At 63.0% G+C, this 23,914-nt stretch carries 21 protein-coding genes and 1 tRNA gene; 13 read left to right on the top strand and 9 right to left on the bottom strand.

What is annotated here, in order from left to right:
• Nucleotides 1-163 precede the first annotated feature (163 nt).
• A complete protein-coding gene (locus SAC06_RS06545) occupies nucleotides 164-685 on the top strand; it encodes a hypothetical protein (RefSeq protein WP_350257507.1) in 522 nt (173 codons plus the stop codon).
• Nucleotides 686-692: 7 nt separating this feature from the next.
• On the opposite strand, the gene SAC06_RS06540 is transcribed toward SAC06_RS06545, so the two are convergent.
• Nucleotides 693-1,154 (bottom strand): tRNA (cytidine(34)-2'-O)-methyltransferase, encoded by a 462-nt coding sequence (locus SAC06_RS06540; RefSeq protein ID WP_350257506.1) that lies wholly within the window; start codon nucleotides 1,152-1,154, stop codon nucleotides 693-695.
• Between the two features lie 168 nt (nucleotides 1,155-1,322).
• Between SAC06_RS06540 and SAC06_RS06535 the strand changes: the two genes are divergently transcribed.
• Genes SAC06_RS06535 through SAC06_RS06525 form a run of 3 tightly spaced genes read left to right on the top strand, consistent with a single transcriptional unit; the run spans nucleotide 1,323 to nucleotide 6,712 of the window.
• Nucleotides 1,323-1,823, top strand: coding sequence for a hypothetical protein (locus SAC06_RS06535; RefSeq protein WP_350257505.1), 501 nt, complete (start codon nucleotides 1,323-1,325; stop codon nucleotides 1,821-1,823).
• 2 nt (nucleotides 1,824-1,825) lie between these two features.
• The gene (locus SAC06_RS06530; protein WP_350257504.1) at nucleotides 1,826-3,493 is read left to right on the top strand and encodes a hypothetical protein; all 1,668 of its coding nucleotides are present in this window, start codon (nucleotides 1,826-1,828) and stop codon (nucleotides 3,491-3,493) included.
• 3 nt (nucleotides 3,494-3,496) lie between these two features.
• Nucleotides 3,497-6,712, top strand: a complete 3,216-nt coding sequence (locus SAC06_RS06525) for an error-prone DNA polymerase (RefSeq protein ID WP_350257503.1) — start codon at nucleotides 3,497-3,499, stop codon at nucleotides 6,710-6,712.
• On the opposite strand, the gene SAC06_RS06520 is transcribed toward SAC06_RS06525, so the two are convergent.
• Nucleotides 6,709-8,043: an AI-2E family transporter gene (locus SAC06_RS06520; protein WP_350257502.1), complete on the bottom strand. Its 1,335-nt coding sequence runs from the start codon at nucleotides 8,041-8,043 to the stop codon at nucleotides 6,709-6,711. The genes SAC06_RS06525 and SAC06_RS06520 overlap by 4 nt on opposite strands.
• 233 nt (nucleotides 8,044-8,276) lie before the next feature.
• Here SAC06_RS06520 and SAC06_RS06515 point away from each other — a divergent pair, with 233 nt between their 5' ends.
• The 5 genes from SAC06_RS06515 (at nucleotide 8,277) to SAC06_RS06495 (ending at nucleotide 13,442) form a co-directional block, all read left to right on the top strand.
• Entirely contained in the window at nucleotides 8,277-8,738 is a 462-nt protein-coding gene (locus SAC06_RS06515; RefSeq protein ID WP_350257501.1) for a MarR family winged helix-turn-helix transcriptional regulator, read from the top strand.
• Nucleotides 8,739-8,884: 146 nt separating this feature from the next.
• A complete protein-coding gene (locus SAC06_RS06510) occupies nucleotides 8,885-10,054 on the top strand; it encodes an ROK family protein (RefSeq protein ID WP_350257500.1) in 1,170 nt (389 codons plus the stop codon).
• 73 nt (nucleotides 10,055-10,127) lie between these two features.
• Nucleotides 10,128-11,510, top strand: a complete 1,383-nt coding sequence (locus SAC06_RS06505) for an extracellular solute-binding protein (RefSeq protein ID WP_350257499.1) — start codon at nucleotides 10,128-10,130, stop codon at nucleotides 11,508-11,510.
• Nucleotides 11,511-11,598: 88 nt separating this feature from the next.
• Nucleotides 11,599-12,543 (top strand): sugar ABC transporter permease, encoded by a 945-nt coding sequence (locus tag SAC06_RS06500; RefSeq protein WP_350257498.1) that lies wholly within the window; start codon nucleotides 11,599-11,601, stop codon nucleotides 12,541-12,543.
• Nucleotides 12,540-13,442 carry a carbohydrate ABC transporter permease gene (locus SAC06_RS06495; RefSeq protein WP_350257497.1) on the top strand — a complete coding sequence of 301 codons (903 nt, stop codon included), beginning with the start codon at nucleotides 12,540-12,542 and terminating at the stop codon, nucleotides 13,440-13,442. Before SAC06_RS06500 ends, SAC06_RS06495 begins: the two co-directional genes overlap by 4 nt.
• 95 nt (nucleotides 13,443-13,537) lie before the next feature.
• Here SAC06_RS06495 and SAC06_RS06490 read toward each other — a convergent pair whose 3' ends face one another.
• From SAC06_RS06490 to SAC06_RS06475, 4 genes are all read right to left on the bottom strand, one after another.
• Nucleotides 13,538-14,635 (bottom strand): FAD-dependent oxidoreductase, encoded by a 1,098-nt coding sequence (locus tag SAC06_RS06490; RefSeq protein ID WP_350257496.1) that lies wholly within the window; start codon nucleotides 14,633-14,635, stop codon nucleotides 13,538-13,540.
• A gap of 175 nt (nucleotides 14,636-14,810) precedes the next feature.
• Entirely contained in the window at nucleotides 14,811-15,110 is a 300-nt protein-coding gene (locus tag SAC06_RS06485; protein ID WP_350257495.1) for a DNA primase, read from the bottom strand.
• A gap of 51 nt (nucleotides 15,111-15,161) precedes the next feature.
• Nucleotides 15,162-15,929, bottom strand: a complete 768-nt coding sequence (locus SAC06_RS06480; RefSeq protein ID WP_350257494.1) for a nucleoside triphosphate pyrophosphohydrolase family protein — start codon at nucleotides 15,927-15,929, stop codon at nucleotides 15,162-15,164.
• On the bottom strand, nucleotides 15,922-16,608 hold the full coding sequence (locus SAC06_RS06475; protein WP_350257493.1) for a DsbA family protein: 687 nt from the start codon (nucleotides 16,606-16,608) through the stop codon (nucleotides 15,922-15,924). The genes SAC06_RS06480 and SAC06_RS06475 overlap by 8 nt, the downstream gene beginning before the upstream one ends.
• A gap of 156 nt (nucleotides 16,609-16,764) precedes the next feature.
• On the opposite strand from SAC06_RS06475, the gene SAC06_RS06470 reads away from it, so the two are divergent.
• Nucleotides 16,765-16,850, top strand: a tRNA-Leu gene (locus SAC06_RS06470).
• Nucleotides 16,851-17,037: 187 nt separating this feature from the next.
• Nucleotides 17,038-17,670, top strand: a complete 633-nt coding sequence (locus SAC06_RS06465; RefSeq protein WP_350257492.1) for a PepSY domain-containing protein — start codon at nucleotides 17,038-17,040, stop codon at nucleotides 17,668-17,670.
• A gap of 67 nt (nucleotides 17,671-17,737) precedes the next feature.
• Here SAC06_RS06465 and SAC06_RS06460 read toward each other — a convergent pair whose 3' ends face one another.
• The gene (locus SAC06_RS06460; protein WP_350257491.1) at nucleotides 17,738-18,727 is read right to left on the bottom strand and encodes an aldo/keto reductase; all 990 of its coding nucleotides are present in this window, start codon (nucleotides 18,725-18,727) and stop codon (nucleotides 17,738-17,740) included.
• A gap of 139 nt (nucleotides 18,728-18,866) precedes the next feature.
• On the opposite strand from SAC06_RS06460, the gene SAC06_RS06455 reads away from it, so the two are divergent.
• Both SAC06_RS06455 and SAC06_RS06450 read left to right on the top strand, forming a co-directional pair.
• Nucleotides 18,867-20,729 carry a potassium transporter Kup gene (locus SAC06_RS06455; protein WP_350257490.1) on the top strand — a complete coding sequence of 621 codons (1,863 nt, stop codon included), beginning with the start codon at nucleotides 18,867-18,869 and terminating at the stop codon, nucleotides 20,727-20,729.
• A gap of 47 nt (nucleotides 20,730-20,776) precedes the next feature.
• Nucleotides 20,777-22,012 carry an NAD(P)/FAD-dependent oxidoreductase gene (locus SAC06_RS06450; RefSeq protein WP_350257489.1) on the top strand — a complete coding sequence of 412 codons (1,236 nt, stop codon included), beginning with the start codon at nucleotides 20,777-20,779 and terminating at the stop codon, nucleotides 22,010-22,012.
• On the opposite strand, the gene SAC06_RS06445 is transcribed toward SAC06_RS06450, so the two are convergent.
• Together SAC06_RS06445 and SAC06_RS06440 are read right to left on the bottom strand one after the other, a co-directional pair.
• On the bottom strand, nucleotides 22,009-22,656 hold the full coding sequence (locus SAC06_RS06445; RefSeq protein ID WP_350257488.1) for a response regulator transcription factor: 648 nt from the start codon (nucleotides 22,654-22,656) through the stop codon (nucleotides 22,009-22,011). The two genes, SAC06_RS06450 and SAC06_RS06445, sit on opposite strands and share 4 nt — an antisense overlap.
• A complete protein-coding gene (locus tag SAC06_RS06440; RefSeq protein ID WP_350257487.1) occupies nucleotides 22,653-23,912 on the bottom strand; it encodes a PspC domain-containing protein in 1,260 nt (419 codons plus the stop codon). The genes SAC06_RS06445 and SAC06_RS06440 overlap by 4 nt, the downstream gene beginning before the upstream one ends.
• Nucleotides 23,913-23,914 lie beyond the last annotated feature (2 nt).

Below are 23,914 nucleotides of genomic sequence, written 5' to 3'. Positions count from 1 at the left end.
GTCCCACGTTTGGCTTGAGTCCGGGCCGCCCAAACACTGTTATTTATGCAAGAAGCGCCACGAATTCAACGCTGATGACTGGCAGGTCACAGGTTGAAAGTGCTGGTGAGAAGCTCCTTACAGTACGCTGGGGGAAGACAGATCTCTTCGTGGCAGGATAACTATGAGCGCAAATGACTCCACCGCTGCGCGCAGCGTGCCCGGCGAAAACACGTCGGGTCGGGGCATCAGGGATGACCGTCGCCCTTCCTGGGGACTGGGGCGGATCGTGATGGTCCTGTTCTGGCTATTTGGTCTGCTGACTGCTGTTCCCGCGCTGGTGGCACTGATCCGGGCTACCGATGCCCCGATCGGTCCGCGCTTGATCGCGGTTCTGGCCGGGCTGGTCTACCTGGTGATCGCGGTGGGAATCACCCACAACGGGCGGAAAATGCGCCACATCGCGTGGGCGGCCACTACGGTGGCGCTGGTGGGCCCGCTCATCACCGGACTGTTCGAGTTGGGCACCGATCACGCGGCGGCTGTAACCTCCGCCTGGTCCAGGTTTGGGGCCGACTACTGGTACGTTCCGCTCGCGTTGCCGCTGATTGGTTTTGTTTGGCTCTGGCGGTCAGATCCCAGGCGAATCGTCGAGTTGGCCGAGGGGATTGAACGGCCCAAACGGTTTCCTTGGCACAACGGTTAGCCGAGGGCTAGACCCCGTCGGGAAAGCCCAGTTGGCGCCAGGCCTCGTACAGGCCGATCGAGGCGGAGTTAGCCAGGTTTAGCGAGCGAATGCCCTCGCGCATCGGAATTCTAATTCTGTCCTCGACCCGGGGGTGAGCCATCACCTCTTCGGGCAGTCCCGTGGGTTCGGGACCAAAGAGGAGGCCGTCCCCGTCCCGATATTCCACCTCGGTGTGCCAGCGAGTGGCGTGCCCGGTGAAGGCCCAAATTCGGCCCGGAATCTGCTCCAACGCCTCCTCCAGATTCGGGTGGACCCGGACGTGAGCCAGGTCGTGGTAGTCCAGTCCGGCCCGGCGCAACTTGGCGTCATCCATGTCGAAAGCCAAAGGTTCAACCAGGTGCAGCATCGCTCCGGTGCAGGCTGCCAAGCGGATGGCGGCGCCGGAGTTGCCGGGGATTTTGGGTTCGAAGAAGACCATGTGTAGCACCCCGCCATTTTGCCACCGAGTCGATTCGATGGGAAATGGGCCGGGTCAAAGGGGAGTGGAACCCCGGAAAACTCACGCTGGTTTCACCTGTCGGAGGGTGCTACTATTCTCGAACTAGTGTTCTTCGTACACCTGTACGTGAAGGCGAAAGGGGAGAGGTGAGGTGGCATGGAAGCGGCGGATCGTTTACAGGCGGCTCGCCAAGCCCTGCAGGTTGGGGAGGGGAAAACCGGCCTTCGCTCCTATCAAACCCGGACCCTAGCTCCCGAGCGGCCGGCGGGGGGTGTGTACCGGGTTGAGCCGAACCTGCCTCGACTGGTGCTGGCCATCCGCTCCGCTTTGACCGAGGACTCCTGGCTGGCCCTGGTTGGGGTGGCCAACCTGGGGTGGGAGGCCCTGGCTCAGGCCGGAATCGACCTGGACCGAACCGTGCTGGTCACCTGTGAGCCGGCGCAGGCCGCCCAGGTGCTCTCCACTCTGTTGGAGGGTTTCTCCCTCGTGGTGGTGGGGGATGTGACCGTTTCCCTGTCTCAGCAGCAAGTTTTGGCCGCGCGGGCTCGGAAACTTGAGCGAATCCTCTTCACCACCTCGCACTGGCCGGTGGCCAGCACCCCCTGGCAGCGCCGGTCGGGGGCCAACAGCTGGGGACGAACAGGAAAGGTGGGCTAACAATGTTTCCGACAGCTAGCGATTCCCGTGCAACCGGGCAGCGAAAAATCGTTCTGTGGGTGCCGAACTGGTCGGTGGCGGCCCTGGCTTCCGCCGTCCCGGCCGGTGCTCCCGCCGCCACGGTGGTGGGGGGCCGGGTTCACGAATGCACCCGCGCGGCCAGCCGGCTGGGCATCTGCCCCGGGATGCGGCAGCTGACCGCACAAAGCATCTGTTCTGAACTGCTCCTCATCCCGCACGATCCGGTTCGCGACGCGGCCGAGTTTGAAGGCCTACTGCAGGTGTTTGACCAGCTAGTGGCGGGGGTGTGTGCAATTAGACCCGGCCTGGCCTGGGCGCCTCTCCCGGCGGAGGCCCGCTGGCGGAAAGAAGAGGGAGAGCTGATTCAATCGCTGCTAGAGCAGTGCGTGAGCGAAACCGGCATCGAAGTCTATGCCGGAATTGGCGAGGGGGCGGCGGCCGCGGTGGGGGCAGCTCGGCGGGGGCTAATTCTGCCGGCGGGACAGAGCTCCGGTTTTCTTCGAGACCTGGCCCTGATTGAGCTGGTCGACTACCTCCCCGAAGAGATCCAGGCCGACTACGACGAGGCGCTGAACTTTTTGCAACTGCTGGGGATCCGCCGCGTCAGCCAACTGTTGGAGCTGGGGCGAACACAACTGGTCAGTCGGCTGGGCACGGTGGGGGAGAAACTTTGGAGCCTGGCTGAAGGGGGCGACCTGTTTGTTCGGGCCCAGGCCACCGCTGCCCCGCAAATAAAAGCACGATACGAGTTCACCCCGGGAGTGGGGGCCGTGGATCACGCCCTGCTCGGGGTGCGCCGGGTGGCCCAAGAGTTCGTCGACCTGATGGCCGGTAAAGGGTGCGTGGCCCACACGTTGATCGTCCGGCTAGAGCTCAGCACCGGATTGGAATCGACCCGGCGTTGGTCGCTATTTGACCTGACACAAAGCGCGCAGCTGTCGCAAAGAATCATCTGGCAAATTCGCAGCTGGCAAGACCGGATGCAGCAGAGCGGAGAACTGGGAGAGGAAGAGGTTCTGCTGACAGCCGTCAGCCTGGAGGGGACGGACGTGGTCACGCAGGCGCTGCCCCAGTTTCTCTGGGGGGATAAACCGCAGTCGGATAGCGTCAACCGGGCGGTGGCTCAACTACAACTTCTTCTAGGGGAAGAATCGGTGCGCCAGCCGCTGCTGCAGGGCGGAATGGACCCGCGGGAGCGAGTTGAGCTGGTTCCCTGGGGGGCGCAGGTAGAGCCGGTTCCGCGGGAGGGGGAATGGGCCGGATCTGTGCAGGAGTCGCCCCTGCTTCTCTTTGACCAACCTCCCCTAGCCAAAGTTTTGGGGCAGCAGTCTGATGGCACCTGGGGTCAGCTGTGGATCAACCGGCGGGGCATCCTGACCGGGATTCCCGCTCGGATTGCAGTGCTGGAAGAGCGCCCAGAACTTCCCTCCGGGGGGTATGGTGTCGGTCGAATTGAGGGAATGTGGGCGGTCCGGGGAAAGTGGTGGGCACTGCGCCAGGAAGCTGATGCCGCCCGCTGCTACCTGCGGCTCCAGGTGGAGAACTCGGTTGACTTCCTCCTGATTCAGCGGGGGCAGGAGTGGCGGGTGGAGGGGCTCTACCTGCAGCAGGCTCAGCCCGCTCCCAACTTCCCACTGGCGGAGAGGTGAACTGTGGGGGCTCCGTACGGTGAGTTGCACGCTCACAGCGCCTATACCTTTTTGGAGGGAACAGATCTGCCCGAAACCCTAATTGTTCAAGCGCACGAGTTGGGGTTGGGGGCGCTGGGAATCCTCGACGTGGACGGGATGTACTCGGTGGTGCAAACGGCGCAGGCAGCGAAGACCGTCGGGGTGCCCACCGTTTTTGGGGCAGAGCTGACGGTAGCTGCCACCCCGGATGAATCGGGGTGGGCGGCACCGCTGGGGGTGGCCTCGTCCGCGCAGGTGCGCCTCCCCGTGCTGGCGGTCAATCAGCAGGGCTACCACGAGTTGTGCGCCGCCATTAGCGCACACAACTTGAACCATCCCGGACAGAGAAAAGTTCCGTGGGAGCTGGGCGAGTTGGCCCGGTTTCAACGCGGCAACTGGCGGGTTTTGACGGGGACCGCTCACGGTCCTCTTCGCCAGGCACTGGGATCCGGGGGCACCTCCGCGGCTCGGGCGGTGCTCTCCCGGCTGCAGGATCTATTTGGACCGGATCGCGTGGTCGTGGAATCGTGCCTGCACCCGGGGGACCCCTACAACCTGGGCGCCACCCTGGCCGAGCTGGGAAGGGAACACCGAGTTGAGGTGGTCGCCACCGGGGCGGTTCGCTGCTCTTCGCCGCGCCAGCAGTTCCTGGCCGACGTGATGACGGCTTCCCGGCTGAACCTGGAGCTCAAAGCTGCCCGTCCGCACCTGCCGCCCTTCGGGTCGTTCCTGCGTGGGGAAGCAGAAATGAAACGGATCCACCGGGCCTACCCGCGGGCGGTGGAGGCCGCGGGGGAGTTGGCGCAGGAGTGGGCCTTTGACCTGACCCTGATGGAGCCGGAATTGCCGCTGTGCGACATTCCCCCGGGTCACACCAATGACACCTGGCTCCGGGAGCTAACCTACCGGGGGGCGCGTCAGCGCTACGGTTCCGCCGAGCAGGACCCGGCCGCGTGGCAGACCATCGAACACGAGCTGGAAATTATCACCGAACTGGGATTCTCCGGCTACTTCCTGATTGTCAAAGACATCGTTGACTTTTGTCGGCAGCAGGACATTTTGGCCCAGGGGAGAGGCTCGGCTGCCAACTCCGCAGTTTGCTTCTCCCTGGGGATCACCGCGGTCGATGCGGTGCGCCACCACCTGCTCTTCGAGCGCTTCCTTTCCCCCGAGCGGACCGGCCCTCCCGACATTGACATCGACATCGAATCAGCCCGCCGGGAAGAAGTCATTCAGTACGTCTACTCCCGCTACGGGCGCGAGCGTGCGGCCCAGGTAGCGAACACGATCAGCTACCGTCCCCGCTCTGCCATTCGGGCCGCCGGGAAGGCCCTGGGCTACTCCGAAGAGGTACTGAAGGGCTGGTCGAAAGAACTCTCTCGCGGCTGGAGCGGAACCGGGGGGCAGAGTTCCATTCCGCCCCTGGTCCGGGGGATTGGGGCCTCCCTCCAGAAGTTGCCCCGCCACCTGGGGATCCATCCGGGTGGAATCGTGCTCACTCGCACGCCGGTGTCCGAGATTTGCCCGATCGGGTGGGCGGCAAAGGAAAACCGGACGGTTCTGCAGTGGGACAAAGATGACTGCGCCGATGCGGGGCTGGTTAAATTTGATCTGCTGGGACTGGGAATGCTCACCGCCCTGCGCAAGTCTTTCAACTGGCTCAAAGCCCTGGGGGTGGTCGGCACCGACCGGAAGGCGCTCGGACTCTACAATCTGCCCCCGGAAGACCAGCGGGTTTACGATCTGCTCTGCGCCGGAGAGTCGGTCGGTGTCTTTCAGGTGGAGTCCCGCGCCCAGATGAACACGCTGCCCCGACTGCAGCCGCGCGAATTCTACGACCTGGTCATCGAGGTGGCCCTGATCCGCCCCGGCCCAATCCAGGGGAAAGCCGTCAACCCGTTTCTGCGTCGGCGAGGCGGATATGAGGAGGCCACCTGTCACCCGCTCCTGGCCGGAATCCTTGAACGAACTTTGGGGGTGCCACTTTTCCAGGAGCAACTGATGCAAATCGCCATCGTTGGAGCGGGCTTCACCGCCGCCGAAGCTGACGGGCTGCGCCGGGCTTTGAGCTCAAAACGCCACGTGGAGAAAATGGAAGAGATCCGTCCGCGGCTGTTGGCTGGGATGGAGGCGCACGGCCTTCCCTCAGATTTGCAAGAGGAGCTTTACGACTCCCTGCGAGGCTTTGCGGAGTTCGGATTCCCCGAATCTCACGCCTTTTCTTTCGCCTACCTGGTCTATGCTTCCGCCTGGCTGAAAGTCTTTTTCCCAGAGCACTTTTACGCCTCCATCCTGGCCTCGCAGCCGATGGGGTTCTACTCTCCCGCCTCCCTCATTGCCGACGCGCGCCGCCACGGAGTCACCTGTCTGGGCCCCTCTGTGACCTACTCGGTGGAGGAGGCCAGTGTCCAGACCGCCGATGGACAAGAGCTCACCCCGGATCAGATTGAGGTGGAGTTTCCGGCCGACCGGCTGATGCGGACCCATCCGAACTGGGTGATTCGCCTGGGGTTGGACAGCATTAACGGCCTGTCTGGGCAGATCATTTCCCGGATCGTGCAGGCCCGCCAGGCCGGCCCGTTTCACAGCCTGGAAGATTTTGCCCGCCGGACCAACGCGCGGGTGTCCGAGCTGGAACTGCTGGCCCAGGCAGGTGCGTTCAGCGACTTGGGGGTGAGTCGCCGGCGGGCTCTGTGGGCGGCCGCCCAGTTGGCAAACCCCCACGAGGAGCAGCCGTTTTTGCCGGGAACCCAGTTGGGGCAGGCCGCGCCGATGCTACCGGGAATGACCGAGGGGGAGGAACTTGAGACCGACTACCAGGTGTTGAAACTGTCGGCGGGGAAGCACCCAATGCAGTTGGTCCGCTCAGAGTTGGAGGGCGAGCGGGTGCTTCCCCTGGCCGAACTGGCCGACGCGGAAGGGGAGCGGGTGGTGAAAATTGGCGGTCTGATCACCCACCGGCAACGGCCTGGAACGGCACATGGGGTCACGTTCCTCTCGCTCGAAGATGAGACCGGGCTGGCCAACGTGGTTTGCACCGGAGGATTTTGGAAATGCTACGGCCAGATCATCATGACTTCTCGGGCGCTGGTGGTCACCGGACGCCTGGAAAAGAAGGACGGAGCCATCTCGGTGCGAGCCCAAAAGGTCGAGCGTCTGAGCGTGCGGGTGGATGTCCTCTCCCGCGACTTCCGCTAGTTGCCAGGGTCGGTCTTGCGCCCCCGGGTGAACTGCTCGTGGTCCAGGACCGGCAGCTTCGGCAGTTGGATCTTCTGCTCTTTCAGGACCGAGTCGGGCAGCTTTCCCGGCAAGGGCCCAACAATTGGTGGGTCTCGATGGTAAAGCGAAGAGAAGACCGCCCAGGCCACTCCCATCACCGGGACGGCGATCATGGCCCCGACCAGACCGGCCACAATGGTTCCCGAGATGACCCCAATGATCACCACCACCGGGTTCAGGGAAACCTGGCGTCCCATTACTAGCGGCTGCAGGACGTGGCCCTCGAACTGGCCGATCAGTGCGATCCCGATTCCAACGATGACGGCCTTCCAGACCCCGTCCACCGCCAGAGCCACGATCATTGCAACCAGCATCGCGGCCGGGGCGCCCACCATCGGAATAAACGCCCCGATCAGGACCAGGACTCCGAGGGCCGGTGCCAGCGGGATGCCCACAATCTCCAGGAACAGCCAAGCCAAAGCCCCGTCCGAGACCGCAATGATGACGGTGCCGCGGGCGTAACCGGAGAACGCCCCCCAGCCCGCCTGGGCAGCGGTGTTCGTCTTGGCCCGCGACTGTTCGGGCAGCATGTTCAAAAACCAGCGCCACATCTCGCTTCCGGAGTTGAGGAAGAAGATGGCCACGAAGATCGCCAAGAAAATGACGGTAATGCCAATCACGATCGAGCCGGCGTTGGACAGGGCTTCCGAGGCCAGGTGCTGCCAGTTGGTCGACAGATAGTTTTGGGCCATGTCGACGCCGTCGTGAATCCACTGGTAGATGTCGTCCGAAGTGACGTTGATGTTAAAGGGGAGGGACTGCAGGAAGTCGATAATCATGTCGACGCCGTGGTTGAGCTTAGAACCAAGCTGCGACCACTGGCCGGCGACGGAGGTAATCACGAACGTCAGCATGCCGACGAAAAGTGCCACAAAGACCAGCAGCGAGACGATCACCGCGACCCATCGTTTCATGAACCGTGCCAGCCGATCGACCAGTGGGTTGAGCAGTGCCTTGAGGACGAGGGCCGCGAACACACCCATAAATACCGGGGTGATCTTGATGGTGGCGAAAACGATCCCGACCACGATCACCATGATCCCGATCGTGTACCAGGCCGATTGGCCGGCTTTCACCAGCCAGGGAGCTACCCGAACCGGAGCCGTGGGGGCGGGTTCAGGACCCACTTCGAGGCTGGGCCTGCGCAGGCTCGCCTCGGTTTCTTGCTCCAGTCCAATTCGGTAGGGAGTTTTGGGCACCCGGTAGGCGCCGGGCCGAGGCGGGCTTGGCTGGGCTGGTGTCTGCTCCATACTCGTTCCTATCTGTCGGCGCGCCGTTCCCGGGTTGACGGTTCCACTTTAGACCAGCCGCCCCCGGCCCGCGGGGTGAGGAATTCGCTCGGCGCCAACCGGTGTAGCCGAAACCACCATGGAAAGTGCACTATTATCTAAGGGGACAACAAGTAAAATAGTTGAAGTACCCTGTCTGTATTCGTCAACTGGGAGCAAGAGCGAGGGGGCGAGCCACGCCGGTGGATGCCGAGATGCCACTCAACAGCATTGGCGACGCCAACAACCGCCGATCTCAGGCCTGGCGCGTTTTCTTTGATGCCTCCACCCGCCTCCAGGGGATCCTGGAAACCAAGCTAAAGAAGGCAGCGGGAATCACCCTGGCTGACTACAACATCTTGCTGACCCTCTACGAAGCTCCGGGCCGGTCCCTGCGGATGGGGGAGTTGGCCGACCGGACCGTCTTTTCCCCTTCACGGCTTACCTACCTGGTGTCCCGATTGGAAAAGAGCGGCTGGGTTCGAAAGCACCCCGCTGACGGGGACGGGCGCGGCTATGTGGCCGCCCTAACCAAGACTGGGGTCGAGTTGACCGAGGCGTCCACTGCAATTCACCAAGAAACGGTTCGCCGACTCCTGCTCGATGACCTGACCGACTCTGAGATCGACCGGATTGTCGAAGCCTTCGAGCGGGTGGACGAGCAGTCCCGCCCCTAGCCTGACCGGGCACGATCACAAGATAACGGTTCCGTAACACTCGAACTTTTCGCGTCGATCCACTTGCCAGAAGTAAGTTCGTAAGGTTTACTAACTATATGGAAGTTAGGACCGCGAAGGCGCGGCACAGCCGCAAGATGTACCGAATGGTAGATGGGTCTTGCATGTCCGGAGCCGACAATGCCCCCGGGATGGGAGTGCTACTGAACGTACGCCAACTGAGCAAGGCGTCTCCCGCCGATGCTCGTTCCCACAACCGCTCGCTGGTCCTGCAAACCCTGTACCTGAAAGGTCCTCTCAGCCGGGCCGCCATCGCCCGAGCCACCGGCCTGACCAAAGTCACCGTCTCCGACCTGGTCTCCGCCCTGATTGAAGAGGGGCTGCTCGAAGAGCTCGGCACCGATGGCAAGCAAAAGACTGGGAAACCCGCCGTGCTGGTGGATTTGGCCCGGACCTCCTTCAACCTGATCGCTGTCGACCTGTCCAGTCACGAGTCCTTTAAAGGAGTGGTGCTGGACCTGAACACCGACCAGCTGGTCGGACTGGAAATGGAGTTGGGGGAGGCGCGCGGTCAGGCCGCGGTCGACCTGGCGGTCGAGCTGGTCCAGGCCCTGGTTCAACTCGCGAAACTCCCGGTGTTGGGAGTGGGGATTGGCTCTCCCGGAATTGTGGACGACCGGGGAATGGTGCACGTGGCTCCGAACCTGGGGTGGGAAAACGTCCACCTGGGCAAAATCGTCACCGAAGCGACCGGGATCCCCACCCTGGTGGTGAACGATGCCAACGCTGCAGCCCTGGCTGAGTACGCCTTTGGGGAGGCGCCCGGGGACCTGATCTTTATCTCGATTGGACACGGAATTGGGGCGGGCCTGATCGTCTCGGGTCGTCTCGTGCTGGGGAGCCAGTGGGCTGCCGGCGAGATCGGACAGGTGATGGTTGGAACCGACCAGGGACTGGCCGCACCCTATTCGCGTGAACACATTTTGGAGCACTGGATTTCCACTCCGTCGTTGACCCGACGGATGCAGGGGGCCACCGACGCTGAACGCGAAGCGGTCCTCACCGAATCCGGGCAGCGCCTAGGCGTGGCGCTTGCCCCCATTATCGGCGCGCTCAACCTGACCCAGGTGGTCATCGGGGGACCGCGCGAACTAATTGGTGATCGTCTCGCCGAGGCGACCATCGAGACTATCCGGATGCGCACCATGCCTGACTCTCACGAGGAGTTAGAGGTGCGTTCCACTTCGCTGGGAGCCGACAACGTGTTGTACGGCTGCGCAGCCATGACGCTGGCGGAGGTGTTGGGAGCTGGATAGAACTGGAAGCAACCCGAAAAACGAAGGAAATACATCGGCGCAAATGCGTCAAACTGATTCGAAAGGAAACGCAATGAAACGCAAGTGGATCGCGTTGGGTGCGGCGGCCGCCGTCTCCCTCAGCGCACTGGCCGGATGCTCCTCCGGCGGATCGGACAAGCAGTCTGAAGACCAGTCAGCTGGCGCAGGCTCATCCGAAACCGTAGACGGAGCCGGCAAGGAGATCACCCTGTGGCTGATCGGTGGCGACACCCCCGACGAGCTGCGCGACTACCTCAAGGATGAATTCAACAAGCGCACCGGCGCCACCTTGAAGATTGAGGAGCAGGGCTGGGGTGACATCATCACCAAGTTGACCACGTCCATGCCGGACCCGGCCAACACCCCGGACGTGACCGAGATTGGCAACACCCAGTCTCCCACGTTCACCAACATCGGGGCCTTCCTCGACATTAGCGACATGTACGACGAGCTGGGTGGCTCGGACCTGCTGCAGTCCTTCGTGGACGTGGGCAAGGTTGGGGACCAGAACTTCACCCTGCCGTACTACTTCGGTTCGCGCTACATGTTCTACCGCAAGGACGTGTGGGAAGCTGCCGGCCAGGAAGTTCCCAAGACCCTGGACGAGTTCAACCAGGCCGTCGTGAAGATCACGGAAGCCAACCCGAAGGACATCAAGGACTTCTCCGGCTTCTTCCTGGGCGGGATGGACTGGCGTGACGGCATCTCCTGGATCTTCGCCAACGGTGGGGATATCGCCAAGGAGCAGGACGGCCAGTGGGTCGCCACCCTGGACAGCCCCGAGACCCTGAAGGGCCTGGAGCAGCTGCAGGATCTGTACCGCAACGCCTCGCGCGCCCCGCTCGATATGAAGGACGCCAACCAGTACCAGTTCATCAACGACTCCGACTCGGTTAAGAACGAGGAAGGGGAAGTGACCGAAGACCTGTCGCTGTCCGCCGCCACCATCATGGCTCCGGGCTGGGCCCACTGGTCCATCGGTGACCTGGTCGAAAACGACAAGGGTGAAATGGTTCGCGAGTGGAACGACGACCTGTTCGGCGTCTTCGCTCTGCCGGGCAACGACGGCAAGCCGGCCCCGGTCTTCGCCGGTGGCTCCAACATCGGGATCTCGGCCGCCAGCCAGAACCCCGAACTGGCCAAGGAACTGATGCGAATCATCTTCTCCGAGGAATACCAGAACATGCTGGGTGCCAATGGCCTCGGCCCGGGCAACCAGCAGTACGTCAACTCCCTGGGAGATGACCAGTTCGCGCAGGCCCTGATTGAGTCCGCTTCCAACTCCAAGCTGACCCCGGCCGCCCCCGGTTGGGCCGCGGTTGAGTCCGCCAACGTGATGGAAGAGTTCTTCTCCAAGATTCGTGACGCCGAGGACCTGACCGCCCTGGCGAAGGAATACAACGAGAAGCTCAACCCGCTGCTCAACGAAAACTGAGCTTAGCTCAGCTAAAGCAATGAACTAGAGGCGGTGGGGGAGGACCAAACCTCACCCACCGCCTCTATCCTTAGAATCGGAGTTGGCCGTGGCGAAGACCATGCAGCAACCAGCGGCAGTGGACCATGGGCGGTCCACCGAACGGATAGCCAAGCCGCGCAAGAAAACCAAGATCGCCCCATATTTCTTGATCCTGCCGGCGATCCTAATCGTGCTGTTGGCGCTGGGATACCCCATCGCCTGGCAGTTCTACACCTCGACCATGAAGTACGGTCGAGCCCAAGTATTCGGCAAGCCGCCAGAGTTCGTCGGGCTGGCAAACTACCAGACCCTGTTCACCGATCCGTACATGTGGACGGTGGTTATCCGGTCGGTCGCCTTCTGTCTGATCGTGGCCGTCCTAACCATGGTCATCGGCATTCTGATGGCCCTCCTGATGCGAGCCACCGCCAAGTGGGTCCGCAACGTCCTCCAAATCGCCCTGCTGCTCGCTTGGGCCATGCCGGTGGTGGCGGCCATGACCGTGTGGTCCTGGCTCTTCGACTGGCGTCGCGGGGTGGTCAACTACCTGTTGGGCACCACCGGGCACAACTGGCTGCAAAATCCGCTCTCCTTCTTTATCGTGGCGGGCATCATCATCGTCTGGATGAGTGTTCCGTTCGTGGCCCTGTCGGTGTACGCCGGGCTGACCCAGGTGCCTAACGAAGTCCTCGAAGCCGCACAGATGGACGGGGCCACTCCCACCCAGCAGCTGTGGCAGATCATCATCCCGATGGTCAAGCCGGTGCTGGGGATCGTGTTCCTCCTGCAGATCATTTGGGATCTGCGCGTCTTCACCCAAATCAAAATGCTGCAGGACCAGGGGTCCCAACCCAACGACACTAACCTGCTGGGTACCTACATCTACCAGTTGGGCGTCGGCTCGGGTGACTTTGGAATGGCCTCCGCAGTCTCCATCTTCGTCCTGGCCCTGACGATCGCTTTGAGCTGGACCTACGTCCGCTACCTGATGAAAGAGGAGGATGAGGCATGAGCACCACGTTGGCTCCCGCCGCGGTTCAGCCGAAGAAGAACCGCAACTTTCACCCAATGAAGTGGGTTTGGGGCGCGGTTGCCCTGGTCGTCTCGGTCATCTGGGTCTTCCCGGTGTACTGGATGGTCAACTCGTCCATGCTCTCCACCGTGGTCCTGGAACGAACCACCCCCACCTTCCTACCGTTCGGGGGTTCGCTGGCTAACTTCCGGGCCGTGTTCGACAAGGGGACCTTCCAGCAGGCGCTGGGCATCTCGATTGTGGTCGCCGTCGTTGTGGTCACCGCCTGTCTGTTCTTCGCCTTCCTGGCAGCGCTGGCGATTAGCCGCTTCCGCTTCCGTGGGCGCAAGACCTTTATCCTGGTGATCCTGCTGGTGCAGATGCTTCCCGCCGAGGGCATGTTCATCGCCCAGTACCGCTTGCTGAAAGGACTGGGGGAAAGTGTCTCCCCGGTCATCGGCCTGAACTCCATTTTGGGTCTGTCGATCATTTACACCGCGGCCGTTGTGCCCTTCACCATCTGGATGCTGCGCGGGTTCGTGGCCGGAGTCCCGGCGGACCTGGAAGAAGCCGCGATGGTGGATGGACTCACCCGGACCCAGGCCTTCCTGCGGATCACGTTCCCGCTGCTGGCCCCGGGTTTGGTGGCCTCTGGCGTCTACGCCTTCCTGCAGGCCTGGAACGAGTTCACCGTGGCCCTGGTCATCATGCAGTCCGAGTCGATGGCCACCCTGCCGCTGTGGCTCCGCAGCTTCCTGACCGCCTCGGCCTCGCGCCAAACTGACTGGGGTCAGGTGATGGCAGCTTCGACCCTGGTGGCGATCCCGGTCATCATCTTCTTCGTCCTGGTTCAGGGACGGATGACCTCCGGGCTGGTCTCCGGCGCGGTCAAGGGGTAGGGGACCGCATCTAAAACGAGCAAGCCGGGCGGGGAAACCCCCGCCCGGCTTTACGTTGCCCTCTGCCCTTTGCCCTCTGCGCTTTGCCCTCTGCCCTAGGGCAGGTTCAGCTGGGAACGGATGACCGACACCATCAGGTCGGCACCCTTGATTTCCGCGGTCTGCTCCGCCCCGACAATTCGGGTCCGTCCGTGGGAGTCGAGCAGTTGGGAGGCACCGCCGTTCGGGCCGAGCGGAACTACCACCCATTCCTTGCTGGACTCGTACATGACATCCGGCGTGCCGCCGTCAATCTGGTTGGCGATGTTGGCAATTGCCACTCGTGCCTGCTGGCGGGCCACGTCGGCCCGCTTGGAGTCGTCGATGTTGGTGATGTCGCCAACCGCGTAGACGTGGGGGTGGCCGACCACCTGCAGGGTGGGCTCGACCTGAATGGTGCCGTCGCGGGTCAACAGATCCTGATACTCGGTCCCGGCCAGGTAACCGGTGGCCGTGGTCGAGCCGTAGCACTGGAACCAAATATCGGCTTCGATCGAGTCTCCGCTGGTGGTGGTCACCTCGAAGTGCCCCAGTTCCCCAACCGCGGTCGGCGGGCGGACAGCCAGGCGAGTGTTAAGGTGAACCTTGACGTCCAGCTTGGCGATCTGCTCCTCAATCTCGTGCCTAAACTCGGCAGTGTAGCCGGGGTTGGGCAGAATCTCGCCCTCTTTTTCGACGATCTCAATGTGCATGTGCGGGTAGGCGTGGGCCAGCTCTCCCGCCAGCTCCAGTCCGACCGTGCCGGCCCCGAGCAGCAGGGCAGAATCAGCGTGCTGCAAGCTTTCGTGCAACTGCTCAATCCGGGCTTTGGCAACCTTGTTCGAGCCGTCCGTGTGTTTGGCCGGGAAGGCATAGTTGGAGCCGGTGGCCAGGACGACGTAGTCAGCTTCGATCGGTTCTTGGCCGAACACGTGCACGGTCGTCCCCTCGACGCGCGACACGGTTCCGTGCACCACCTGGCCCCGTTGCATCAGGTAGGAGTACGGCATGAAGATCGCGTTTCCCCAGACATCGTCGACTGCGGCGCGAAGGGCAGCTGCGTGATGGACAAACTGATCTCGCTGCTCGATCAGGACCACGTCGGCGACAGAGTCCAGGCCTTTAGCCACTGTGATTCCGCCATAACCACCGCCAATAACTACAACTTTAGCCACGTCCAAGTTCCTTCCGAGTAGATATGACTAGCCTACGCTGCCAAGCGCGAGCGGGGAAACGACGTCCACTTCTTTCACACATCTGAGTGAAAAAATCGACCTATGTTTGCGCCGATAAGGGACAAAGGGCCCCGCCGGATAGCCGGGGCAAAAAACGTCTGGGCTGATCGGGCGGCTAGGCGCTGTCGTGCTCCTCGTCCTCGTCCTCGAAAATCACGAACTCGACGTCGTCATCCGAGTCGTCATCGTCCTCGTCTTCATCCTCATCGTCCTCGTCGTCGATCAGGTCGAAAGGTAGCTCCCCACCGAAGGTGGTGTAGAGCAGGTCGTCATAGGTAAAGAACGCGTCCTGCAGGCGTTGCTCGGCCGTCTCCAGCGCCTCGTCGGAGGCCAAATCCTCCATCTGGACCACGTCAAAATGCTGCTCCAGGGCAGCGATAAGTAGGTTCAGGGCATCCCGCGCATCTTGTGACATACACCTACTTTAGCTTGAACTGGGGTGGGCCTCTACCTTTCGCCCACCGAGCTACCGGCCCAGGACCCCGGCAATGTCGGGGGCGGAGAAATCTGGGCCCTTCAGCACTTTCCCGTCCTCTCTCCGCTTGACCGTTCCGTCGGGCATCAGCTTGGACAGGTTGGACCGGTGAACCTCAGCCACAACGCGGTCCAGGTCGATTCCCGCCTCCAGCGCCATTCCGTAAATAACGTAGGTCAGGTCACCCAGAGCGTCGGCCGCCTCCACCACATCCCTCAGACGATCGTCTGGAAGTTGTGGGAAAATTCGCAAAAGTGTTTCTTCAGCGGCATCCCCGTAAACTGCTCCGCAAAGTTCAGCAAATTCTTCTTTTATCAAACTCATCCGAAGATCAAGTCGATCAAAATCTACGGTTGGGGTGAATCCGGTTCCGACCAGATTCGGCAAATCGTAGACCTGATGAAACTCCCCGACAAGGTGGGCGGGCCTGGAACCGTCGATCACCGTTGCCAGGGCGCCGTCCCGATCCGTCCGCAGCCGCGCCGAACGCCACCAGGTGGTCGGCTGACCCTGTTCCACGGTCCGTTCAATTCCTTCTGCCACGAAGCCGGCCTGTCGGGCCACCCGCAGATCCGCGTAGTCTCCCTCCGCCCCGAGGTGAACAAGCCGCTCCGCCTCCAACTCGGAAAAAAGGCCCTCAATCAGCTGGACCAAATCGGGCCCCGGGTTCGACCACGAAACGATCCAGGTGCCCTTCTCGGCCGGCCGGGCCAGCAGAGTTCCGGAGCCGGAGGCAAAAGTTCGGGCGGTCTCAGTCATTCGTATTTCCTTCCGCGGCCTCAGCCTGCTGGACAACCGTTCGCAAAATATTGGTGAAAGCCTCTGGGGTTTGATAACCCTGAACGACAAAGGTGTCGTCGAAGAGCAGGACTGGGGTCTGCTGCACCCCGAGGTAGAGGGCCAGTTGGTTGGCTTCCTCAACTTCAGCGGCCAAAACCTCGTCGGTCAGGGCCCGGGCAACCTCGGCTCCGGGAAGGTTGAAGTCCTGTGCCACCCCAATCAGCAGTTCGGGGGAGGCCAAGTTAGCCCCCAGCTCGAAGGCCGATCGAAGCAGGGCCTCGGCCAGGCGAACCGACAGTGACTCGGCGCTCCCGCCGGAAACCTCGGCCTCGGATTGCTGGGCCCACAGCAGCAGCCGGTGAGCCTCGGTCGTCTGCGTGGGCAACTCTGCGTCCCAGTCGAGTGTGATCCCGGCTGCCCGCGCCGCGGCCTCGGCCGATTCGCGGTCGAGGCGATCGGGCCCGGGAGTCCGGGTGGCCACCTCCTCGCCCACAGTGGTGGTGCCGGTGTGCTGCGTGAGGAACGGATGGAGGGCCAGGGTGAATCGGTCGCGCTCCGGCAAGCGAGCCAGAGCCTGGCGAAACGAGTTCAGGGCCAGGTAGCAATCGACCGAAGCCAGGTCGAGCCAGAAGTCGACAATAATCTTGCTGGAAGGCATGGCTTAACCGTAGGGGGACCCCCGGGCAAATGACAATCGGAGCCGTTCTGGCGACCATCCGCTACCGTGATTACGATCACCGAGCCGGCGCCGTTACCGAGTTGGCACGCGCTGGCGGGCGCATGCTACGGTTGTACCGGCTCAAAAACCAGTTCTGCGCGGGTGGCGGAATAGGCAGACGCGCTAGCTTGAGGTGCTAGTCCTCGTATTAGAGGGTGGGGGTTCAAGTCCCCCTCCGCGCACAGAATGGAAGTGGCGAAACGGCCACCGGTCGGCCCCCGATCTCCCTTTACACAGGAGGATCGGGGGCCGATTTTTGCCCTAGACGCGCGCTGGCATTTGCCTGAGAAATCCCTTGAGCGTCTTGGCCGGTCTCCTGGCTCCTCCTATGGTGGAAGTGCAACACCTAATCAAAGGAGGTTGAACTAGATGCCGAAGAGCATACGTTTACTGGCTGCCAGCGGAGCCCTGGTGATGACCGGGGCCTTGGGATTGGCCGGCTGCACCAGCTCCACCACTCCCACCGAGGAGTCGGACATGTCCGCCCAGTCGGGGGCGCCCACCATGGATCAGCAGTCCGACCAGATGAGCAGCGGGGAACAGTCCGGGACCGGCGCTGCGACCACCACCCGGGAGCAGCTACTGTCGGCCGCGCGGGTGGCTGAGGGGCAGGTGCCCGGGTCCAAAGCGGCCGGAGTGGATTTAGAGCGGGACCTGAACCAGTGGGAGGTTAAGGTCATCGGCCCGGATGGCACCAGCTACCAGGTGATGGTTTCCATCGACGGTGAGAGCGTGGTTTCCGAGGCGAATGCCCAGCAGGAAAGCGACTCGGATCGGTCCGAGCACCTGGAGCGCCTGGCCGGAGCCGAGTTGGACTTGGCGGGCGCCCTGGATCGCCTGGAGCAGGAGTTCCCCGGGGCCTCGGTCGAAGAAATTGGGCTGGACTCGGACGGTGGGAAAGTGGTCTGGGAGATCGACCTGATTGACGGGGCCGGCGTGAAGCAGGACGTCACTTTGGACGCCCAGACGGGCAAGTTGGTGAAGACCGAACAGAATAGCTAGCGCGACCCACAAGGTTTGGGCCCCGGTGTTCCGCCTGGAACCCGGGGCCCAAATTCACGGCGAGAGCCTACCAGCGGTGGTGGATCTGGGCGCGGAAGTAGCGGTCGTACAGCTCGCGAATCCGGTCGAGCAGAACCGGGTTCAACTTGAGGTCCGCGGCCGCGGCGTTGTCCCGGGCCTGGCCTGGCCGGCGCGCCCCCGGGATGACCGTGGTCACCGGTTGGGCAGCCACCCAGGCTAGGGCCACTTGAGCGGGGCTGGCTTCCTCCGGGCCGAACTCCTCCACCAGTTGGGTGAACTCTTTCGCAGCGCGTACACCGGTCTCGAAATCAACCCCGGAGAACGTCTCACCCACGTCAAAGGCTTCCCCGCGACGGTTGAAGTTGCGGTGGTCATTCTCGGCGAATTGCGTGTCCAGGTCGTACTTGCCCGACAGTAGGCCCGAGGCGAGTGGAACCCGGGCGATGATTCCCACGCCGAGCTCCTGGGCCCGGGGCAGGACCTCGTCCAGCGGCTTCAGGCGGAAAGCATTCAGGATGATCTGAATTGAACTCAGGTGGGTCCGCTCCAGTGCCTTCAGCGCCTGCGCCGTGGTCTCAACGCTCACCCCGTAACGGGCGATCACCTCTTCTTCCACCAGTTGGTCGAGGGCGTCGAACACCCGATCAGAAGTGAAGACTGCGTCGGGCGGGCAGTGTAGCTGCACCAGTTCCAGCGTGTCCTGCTGCAGGTTCTTTCTGGACCGGTCCAACCAGGTTCGGAAGTTGGCTTCGGTGTAGTTTTCCGCCACTTGGTCGACGCGTCGGCCCATCTTAGTGGCGACGTGGACCCGAAGTCCAGGGTTGTTCTTCAGCCAGCTACCAATGAGCGTTTCGCTTCTACCGTCCCCGTAGACGTCGGCGGTATCAAAGAACGTCACGCCAGCTTCCGCGGCGGCATCGAGCACCCGGAGGGCGTCAGTTTCCTCAACATGGCCCCAATCTGCGCCTAGTTGCCAGGTTCCCAGTCCGATCACCGAGGCGGGAAAACCGCCTCGCCCCATGATTCTTTTTTCCATGCCCTCACCCTACCGCTCCAATGTGTCTACTTTGTCAACATTGCACCGCTTTACGACCTCGACCGGTAGTGGCATGATTGCGTTCGTGCATGAACAGACAGCCGGAAGTAATCCTTCCGCGCGGGTGGTTTTCCCGCTCATGATCGGTGCTATTGGTGTGGTGTTCGGTGATATCGGCACCAGCCCCCTCTACACGTTGAAGGCGGTATTGACCGTCACCGGGGGACAGTCCTACAACGAGACGGAACTGCTCGGGGTGATCTCCATGATTGCCTGGTGTTTGGTCCTGGTCGTGACCTTTACTTACGTCGGGGTGATCCTCCGGGCCGACAACCAGGGTGAAGGGGGGATCCTATCCCTGGCTTCGCTGATTCGACGCCGGGTCCGCCACCGCCCCAGACTGACCTTCGCGGTGATCGTGATCTCGGTGATTGGGGCCTCGCTGTTCCTGGGCGACTCGCTGATTACCCCCGCCATCTCGGTGCTGTCCGCAGCCGAGGGGCTGACGGTGATCAACAGTTCCCTGCAGCAGTGGGTGGTTCCCGTTTCGCTGGTGGTTCTCACCCTGCTGTTTGCCTTCCAGCACAAGGGGACGGGTCATATTGGCCGCGCCTTCGGTCCGGTGATGACACTCTGGTTCGTGACCTTGGCGGCGCTCGGACTTCCCTGGATTGCCCGCCACCCGGAAGTGCTGTTGGCGCTGAGCCCCACCTACGCGATCGGGTTCGTCATCCACCACCCGTGGGGGGCGTTCCTGGCCCTCGGTGCCTCCGTCCTTGCGGTCACCGGAGCGGAAGCTCTTTACGCTGACCTGGGCCATTTTGGCCGCAAGCCCATCTTCCTGGCCTGGATGCTGCTGGCGTTCCCGGCTCTGCTGCTGAACTACCTGGGCCAGGGCGCCCTCCTGCTGGAAAAGCCGGAGGCTCTGGCCAGTCCACTCTTTTCCCTCGCCCCCCAGTGGGCACTGATTCCGCTGGTAATTTTGGCCACCGTGGCCACCGTGATCGCCTCGCAAGCGGTCATTGCCGGTGCGTTCTCAATTGTGCGTCAGGCGATCCGAGCCTCCTTCCTGCCGCGGCTGAAGGTGGTTCAAACCTCGCCGGTCCAGGGAGGGCAAATCTACCTGCCTGTGGTCAACATGATCCTGTTCCTCGGGGTGGTGATCCTGGTGGCGCAGTTCGGCTCCTCAGAGCGACTGGCCTCCGCCTACGGTCTGGCCGTGACCGGAACCCTGCTGCTGGAGCTGACCCTATTCCTGGTTTTCGCTCACTTCGTTTGGCACTGGAAGTGGTGGAAGATCGCGATCATGGTGGTCTTCTCCGGGGTGCTGGAGCTGACCCTGTTCCTGGCAAATGTTCCGAAGATCATCTCGGGCGGGTGGCTGCCGTTGAGTATTTCAGCCGTGATCGCCACCATCATGTTCACCTGGTATCGCGGCTCCCGGATCATGTTTGGGCGGCGCCGCGCGCTGGAGGGCCCGCTGCAGCAGTTCATCGACTCGCTCCGGGCTCGCGACATCAAACGGGTCCCGGGGATTGCGGTCTACCCCCACGGGGACCTGACCACGACTCCGCTGGCGCTGCGTGCCTCCGCTAACTTCACCCACGTCCTGCCCGAACACGTGGTCATCCTGACCATTAAGAACGTTGGGGTCCCCACCGTGCCCGAGGATCGCCGGGTGGTGATCGACAACCTCGGCTGGGAGGACGACGGGATCGTCCACGTCCTCTACCGCGTCGGGTTCAAGGACCCCCAGGATGTGCCCGCGGCCCTGCGCCTGGCGGTCAACAAGTCTTGCGAATTGGAGTTTGATCCGGAGCAGGCCACCTATGTGCTCTCAGTGTTCCGGATCGAGCCGGCCGAAGAGGACGACAAGGCGACCTGGCCCCGGTGGCAGCGTCAGCTGTTCAGACGGCTGGAGAAGACCTCAGCCAACCGGACCAACGTCTTCCACCTGCCCCCAGAGCGCACGATTATCGTCGGCTCCGAGGTGCATGTTTAGCCAAGCTCACCGTTCCCTAATTCATTCGGGGGCGGTACCGTGGAAGCATGAGCACTCAGCGACCACACGTGGTAATTATTGGCGGCGGATTTGGCGGTTTGGCGGCAGTGCGCGGTTTGCGCCGGGCACCGGTCGACATCACACTGGTCGATGACCACGCTGCCAACGTCTTCCAACCCCTCCTCTACCAGGTGGCAACCGCGGCGCTAAATCCGGGGGATATTACCTGGTTTTTGCGCTCGGTGCGAGCCAAGCAGCCCAACGTCCATTTCCGGCGGGCGGCCATGACCGGGCTGAACCCCGAGGCCAAGGTGGTCTCCCTCTCCGACGGGACCGAGCTAACTTACGACTATCTGGTGTTGGCCCTCGGGGTGAGCGCCAACTTCTTCGGGATCCCCGGAGCGGAAAAGCACGCGATCCCGCTCTACCAGCGCGCCCAGGCCCTTCGCATCCGCGACCGCCTCTTCGGGGAAATGGAATGGGCGGCCACCCACCCGGACGACCTGCGGATCGTCGTGGTCGGGGGTGGGGCCACCGGAGTGGAGACCGCGGGAGCCCTGGCCGAGATGCGGAACCTGGATCTGCCGGTGGTCTACCCGGAACTGGATCCGAACCGGGTCCACATCACCCTGGTGGAGATGGCCCCGCACGTGCTGGCACCCTTCCAGCCGAAGCTGCGCCGGTACGCGGCCAACCAGCTGACCAAACGCGGGGTGGATCTGCGCCTAAACACCGCCGTGAAGGAGGTGCGCGCCGACGGGGTCCTGCTGGACCACGAAACCGAAACAGAGTTCCTGCCCGCCAACCTGGTGATCTGGGCTTCGGGAGTGAGCGCGCACCCGCAGGTGGCCGACTGGGGCCTGACCCAGGGACGAGGGGGCCGAATCCAGACCGATCAGCACCTGCGGGCACTCGGGCACCGGGATATCTTCGCCATCGGGGATGCGGCCTGGACCGAAGACAGTCCGCTCCCGCAGCAGGCGCAACCGGCCCTGCAGGGGGGCAAGTATGTGGCCCGCATGATTCGGGCAGCGGTAGCTGGACAGACCGAACCCGCCGCATTCCACTACGTCGACAAGGGAACGATGGCCACAATTGGCCGAGCCTCCGCCATTGCGCAGATCACGGGCCTGCCCAGCCTGCGGGGCCTGCCCGCCTGGCTGATCTGGGTTGGGATTCACATTGCCCAGCTCCTGGGAAACCGAAACCGGTTCGCCACCATGGTCAACCTCGGACAGAAGTACCTGGGTTGGCGCTCCCACAACCTGATAGTCGGGGACTAGACAATATTGCGTTGAGCCGCCCACCGGGCCAACTCGTGCCGGTTGGAGAACTGGAGTTTGCGCAGCACCGCGGACACGTGCGTCTCAATGGTCTTCACGGACAGGAACAGCTCGTTGGCTACCTCTTTATAGGTGTACCCGCGCGCGATTAGCCGCATCACCTCCTGCTCCCGAGTGGTGAGCAGGTCCAGTTCGTCCTCCCGGTCGGTCACCTGCTCGGTGCCGAACGCGTCGAGGACAAAGCCGGCCAGGCGAGGGGAGAAGGCTGCGTCACCCCCGGCCACCCGTCGGATCGCGTCGGCCAGCTCGCCGCTCCCAATCGACTTCGTGACGTAGCCGCGGGCCCCCGCCCTGATCACCGAGACGACGTCGGTGGGTGAGTCGGACACCGACAGGGCCAAGAACTTGGTTTGGGGCAGGTCGGTGCAGGCCCGGGCCACCTCGGGTCCGCCCCCTCCGGCCCCGCCGGGAAGATGGACATCCAGAAGAGCCACGTCGGGCACCAGTGCGTGGCACGCCTCAATGGCCGAGGGGACGTCGCCGGCCTCCCCAACCACCTCGAAATCCTCCACCCCTTCCAGCTCGGCCCGAACCCCGGAGCGGACGAGGGGGTGGTCATCGATCACCAGGAGGCGAATCGTCATCGTTTAATCCCTTCTGCCGTGGTCCGTGGGACCACAATTCCAACTTCGGTTCCGGCCCGCTGGCGGATCGTGACGGAGCCGCCCACCCGCTCCACTCGACCCAGAATTGAGTGGCGGTAGCCGTGCCGGTCCTCTGGGATCGCCTCCGGGTCAAAGCCGTCGCCCGCATCCTTGACGAAGATTTCCAGAACTTTCGGGCGCACCTCCTGGAAAACCGAGATGGGAGGTTGGCCGTGGCGAGCCGCGTTGGTCATCGCTTCTCCAGCCGCCGCTACCGCCGCCAACTCGGCCGGGGAGGGCACCGCGTCGCCCACCGTGACCACCTCGATCGCAATCCCGTAGGTGGCCTCCACTTCGCTGGCCTGGTTCTTCAGGGCCTGTGCGACCGATTCTTCCGGTTCAGCCTGGCCGGTGTAGAGCCAGGCGCGCAGTTCCCGCTCCTGCGTCAAAGCCAGCGAGCGGACCCGGACCGGGTCGTCGGCACCGGCCCGAATCAGCGTCAGAGTTTGGAGGACCGAATCGTGCAGGTGGGCGGCAATCTCGGCCCGCTCCGCCTCGCGCACCTCGCTGGTTTTCGCCGCGGTCAGGTCGTCAACCACCTTGATTCCAAGGGGAATGAGCGCCACCAGGATCACCGCTGCCACCGCCAAGCCAAGCAGCACTCCAAAATCGAGCTTGGGGACAATGTTCAGGTCCACCATCAGGCGAACCAATCCAAACACAATCAGCAGGACCCCCAGCAGAACAAAGCCGGTGGTCTGCCATTTGGGGCTGGTGTTGATCCGCAACGCCTGGAACCAAACCAGGGCCACGCCGCCCAGGATCACCAGCGCCCACACCAGGACCAGCCACGAGATCCCCAGGATGTTCGGCGCCAGCCACAGGAACATGCTCAACCCCAGAATGCCGATGCCGACCATGAACAGCTGGGTGGAGGCCACCGGGACCGATGGGTTGAGCGTGGACGAGGTGGGGTTGGGCAGGGGCTGGCGGAGGGTGGCGGCGGGAGCGTCGGGTAGTTCCCACGGGTTCACCGGGGGATAGGTGGGCGCCCCCTCGCGCGGAACCGTAGCCCACAGCCACAGGTACAGCAGGATGCCCCCGCCCATCATCAGGGAGGAGACGAAGGCGAGGAGTCGGACCGTGCCGACCGACCAGCCCAGGTGGTAGGCCACCCCGGAGCAGACGCCGGCCAGGACGGGCCGAGGTCGGACCGGGCTGTGGCGCTTGGCTCGCAGGAGGGGAGGTCGGTTCATAG

It is taken from the genome of Scrofimicrobium sp. R131 (assembly GCF_040256745.1).
Lineage (GTDB): Bacteria > Actinomycetota > Actinomycetes > Actinomycetales > Actinomycetaceae > Scrofimicrobium > Scrofimicrobium appendicitidis.
This window is presented reverse-complemented; position numbering and strand designations above follow the sequence as displayed.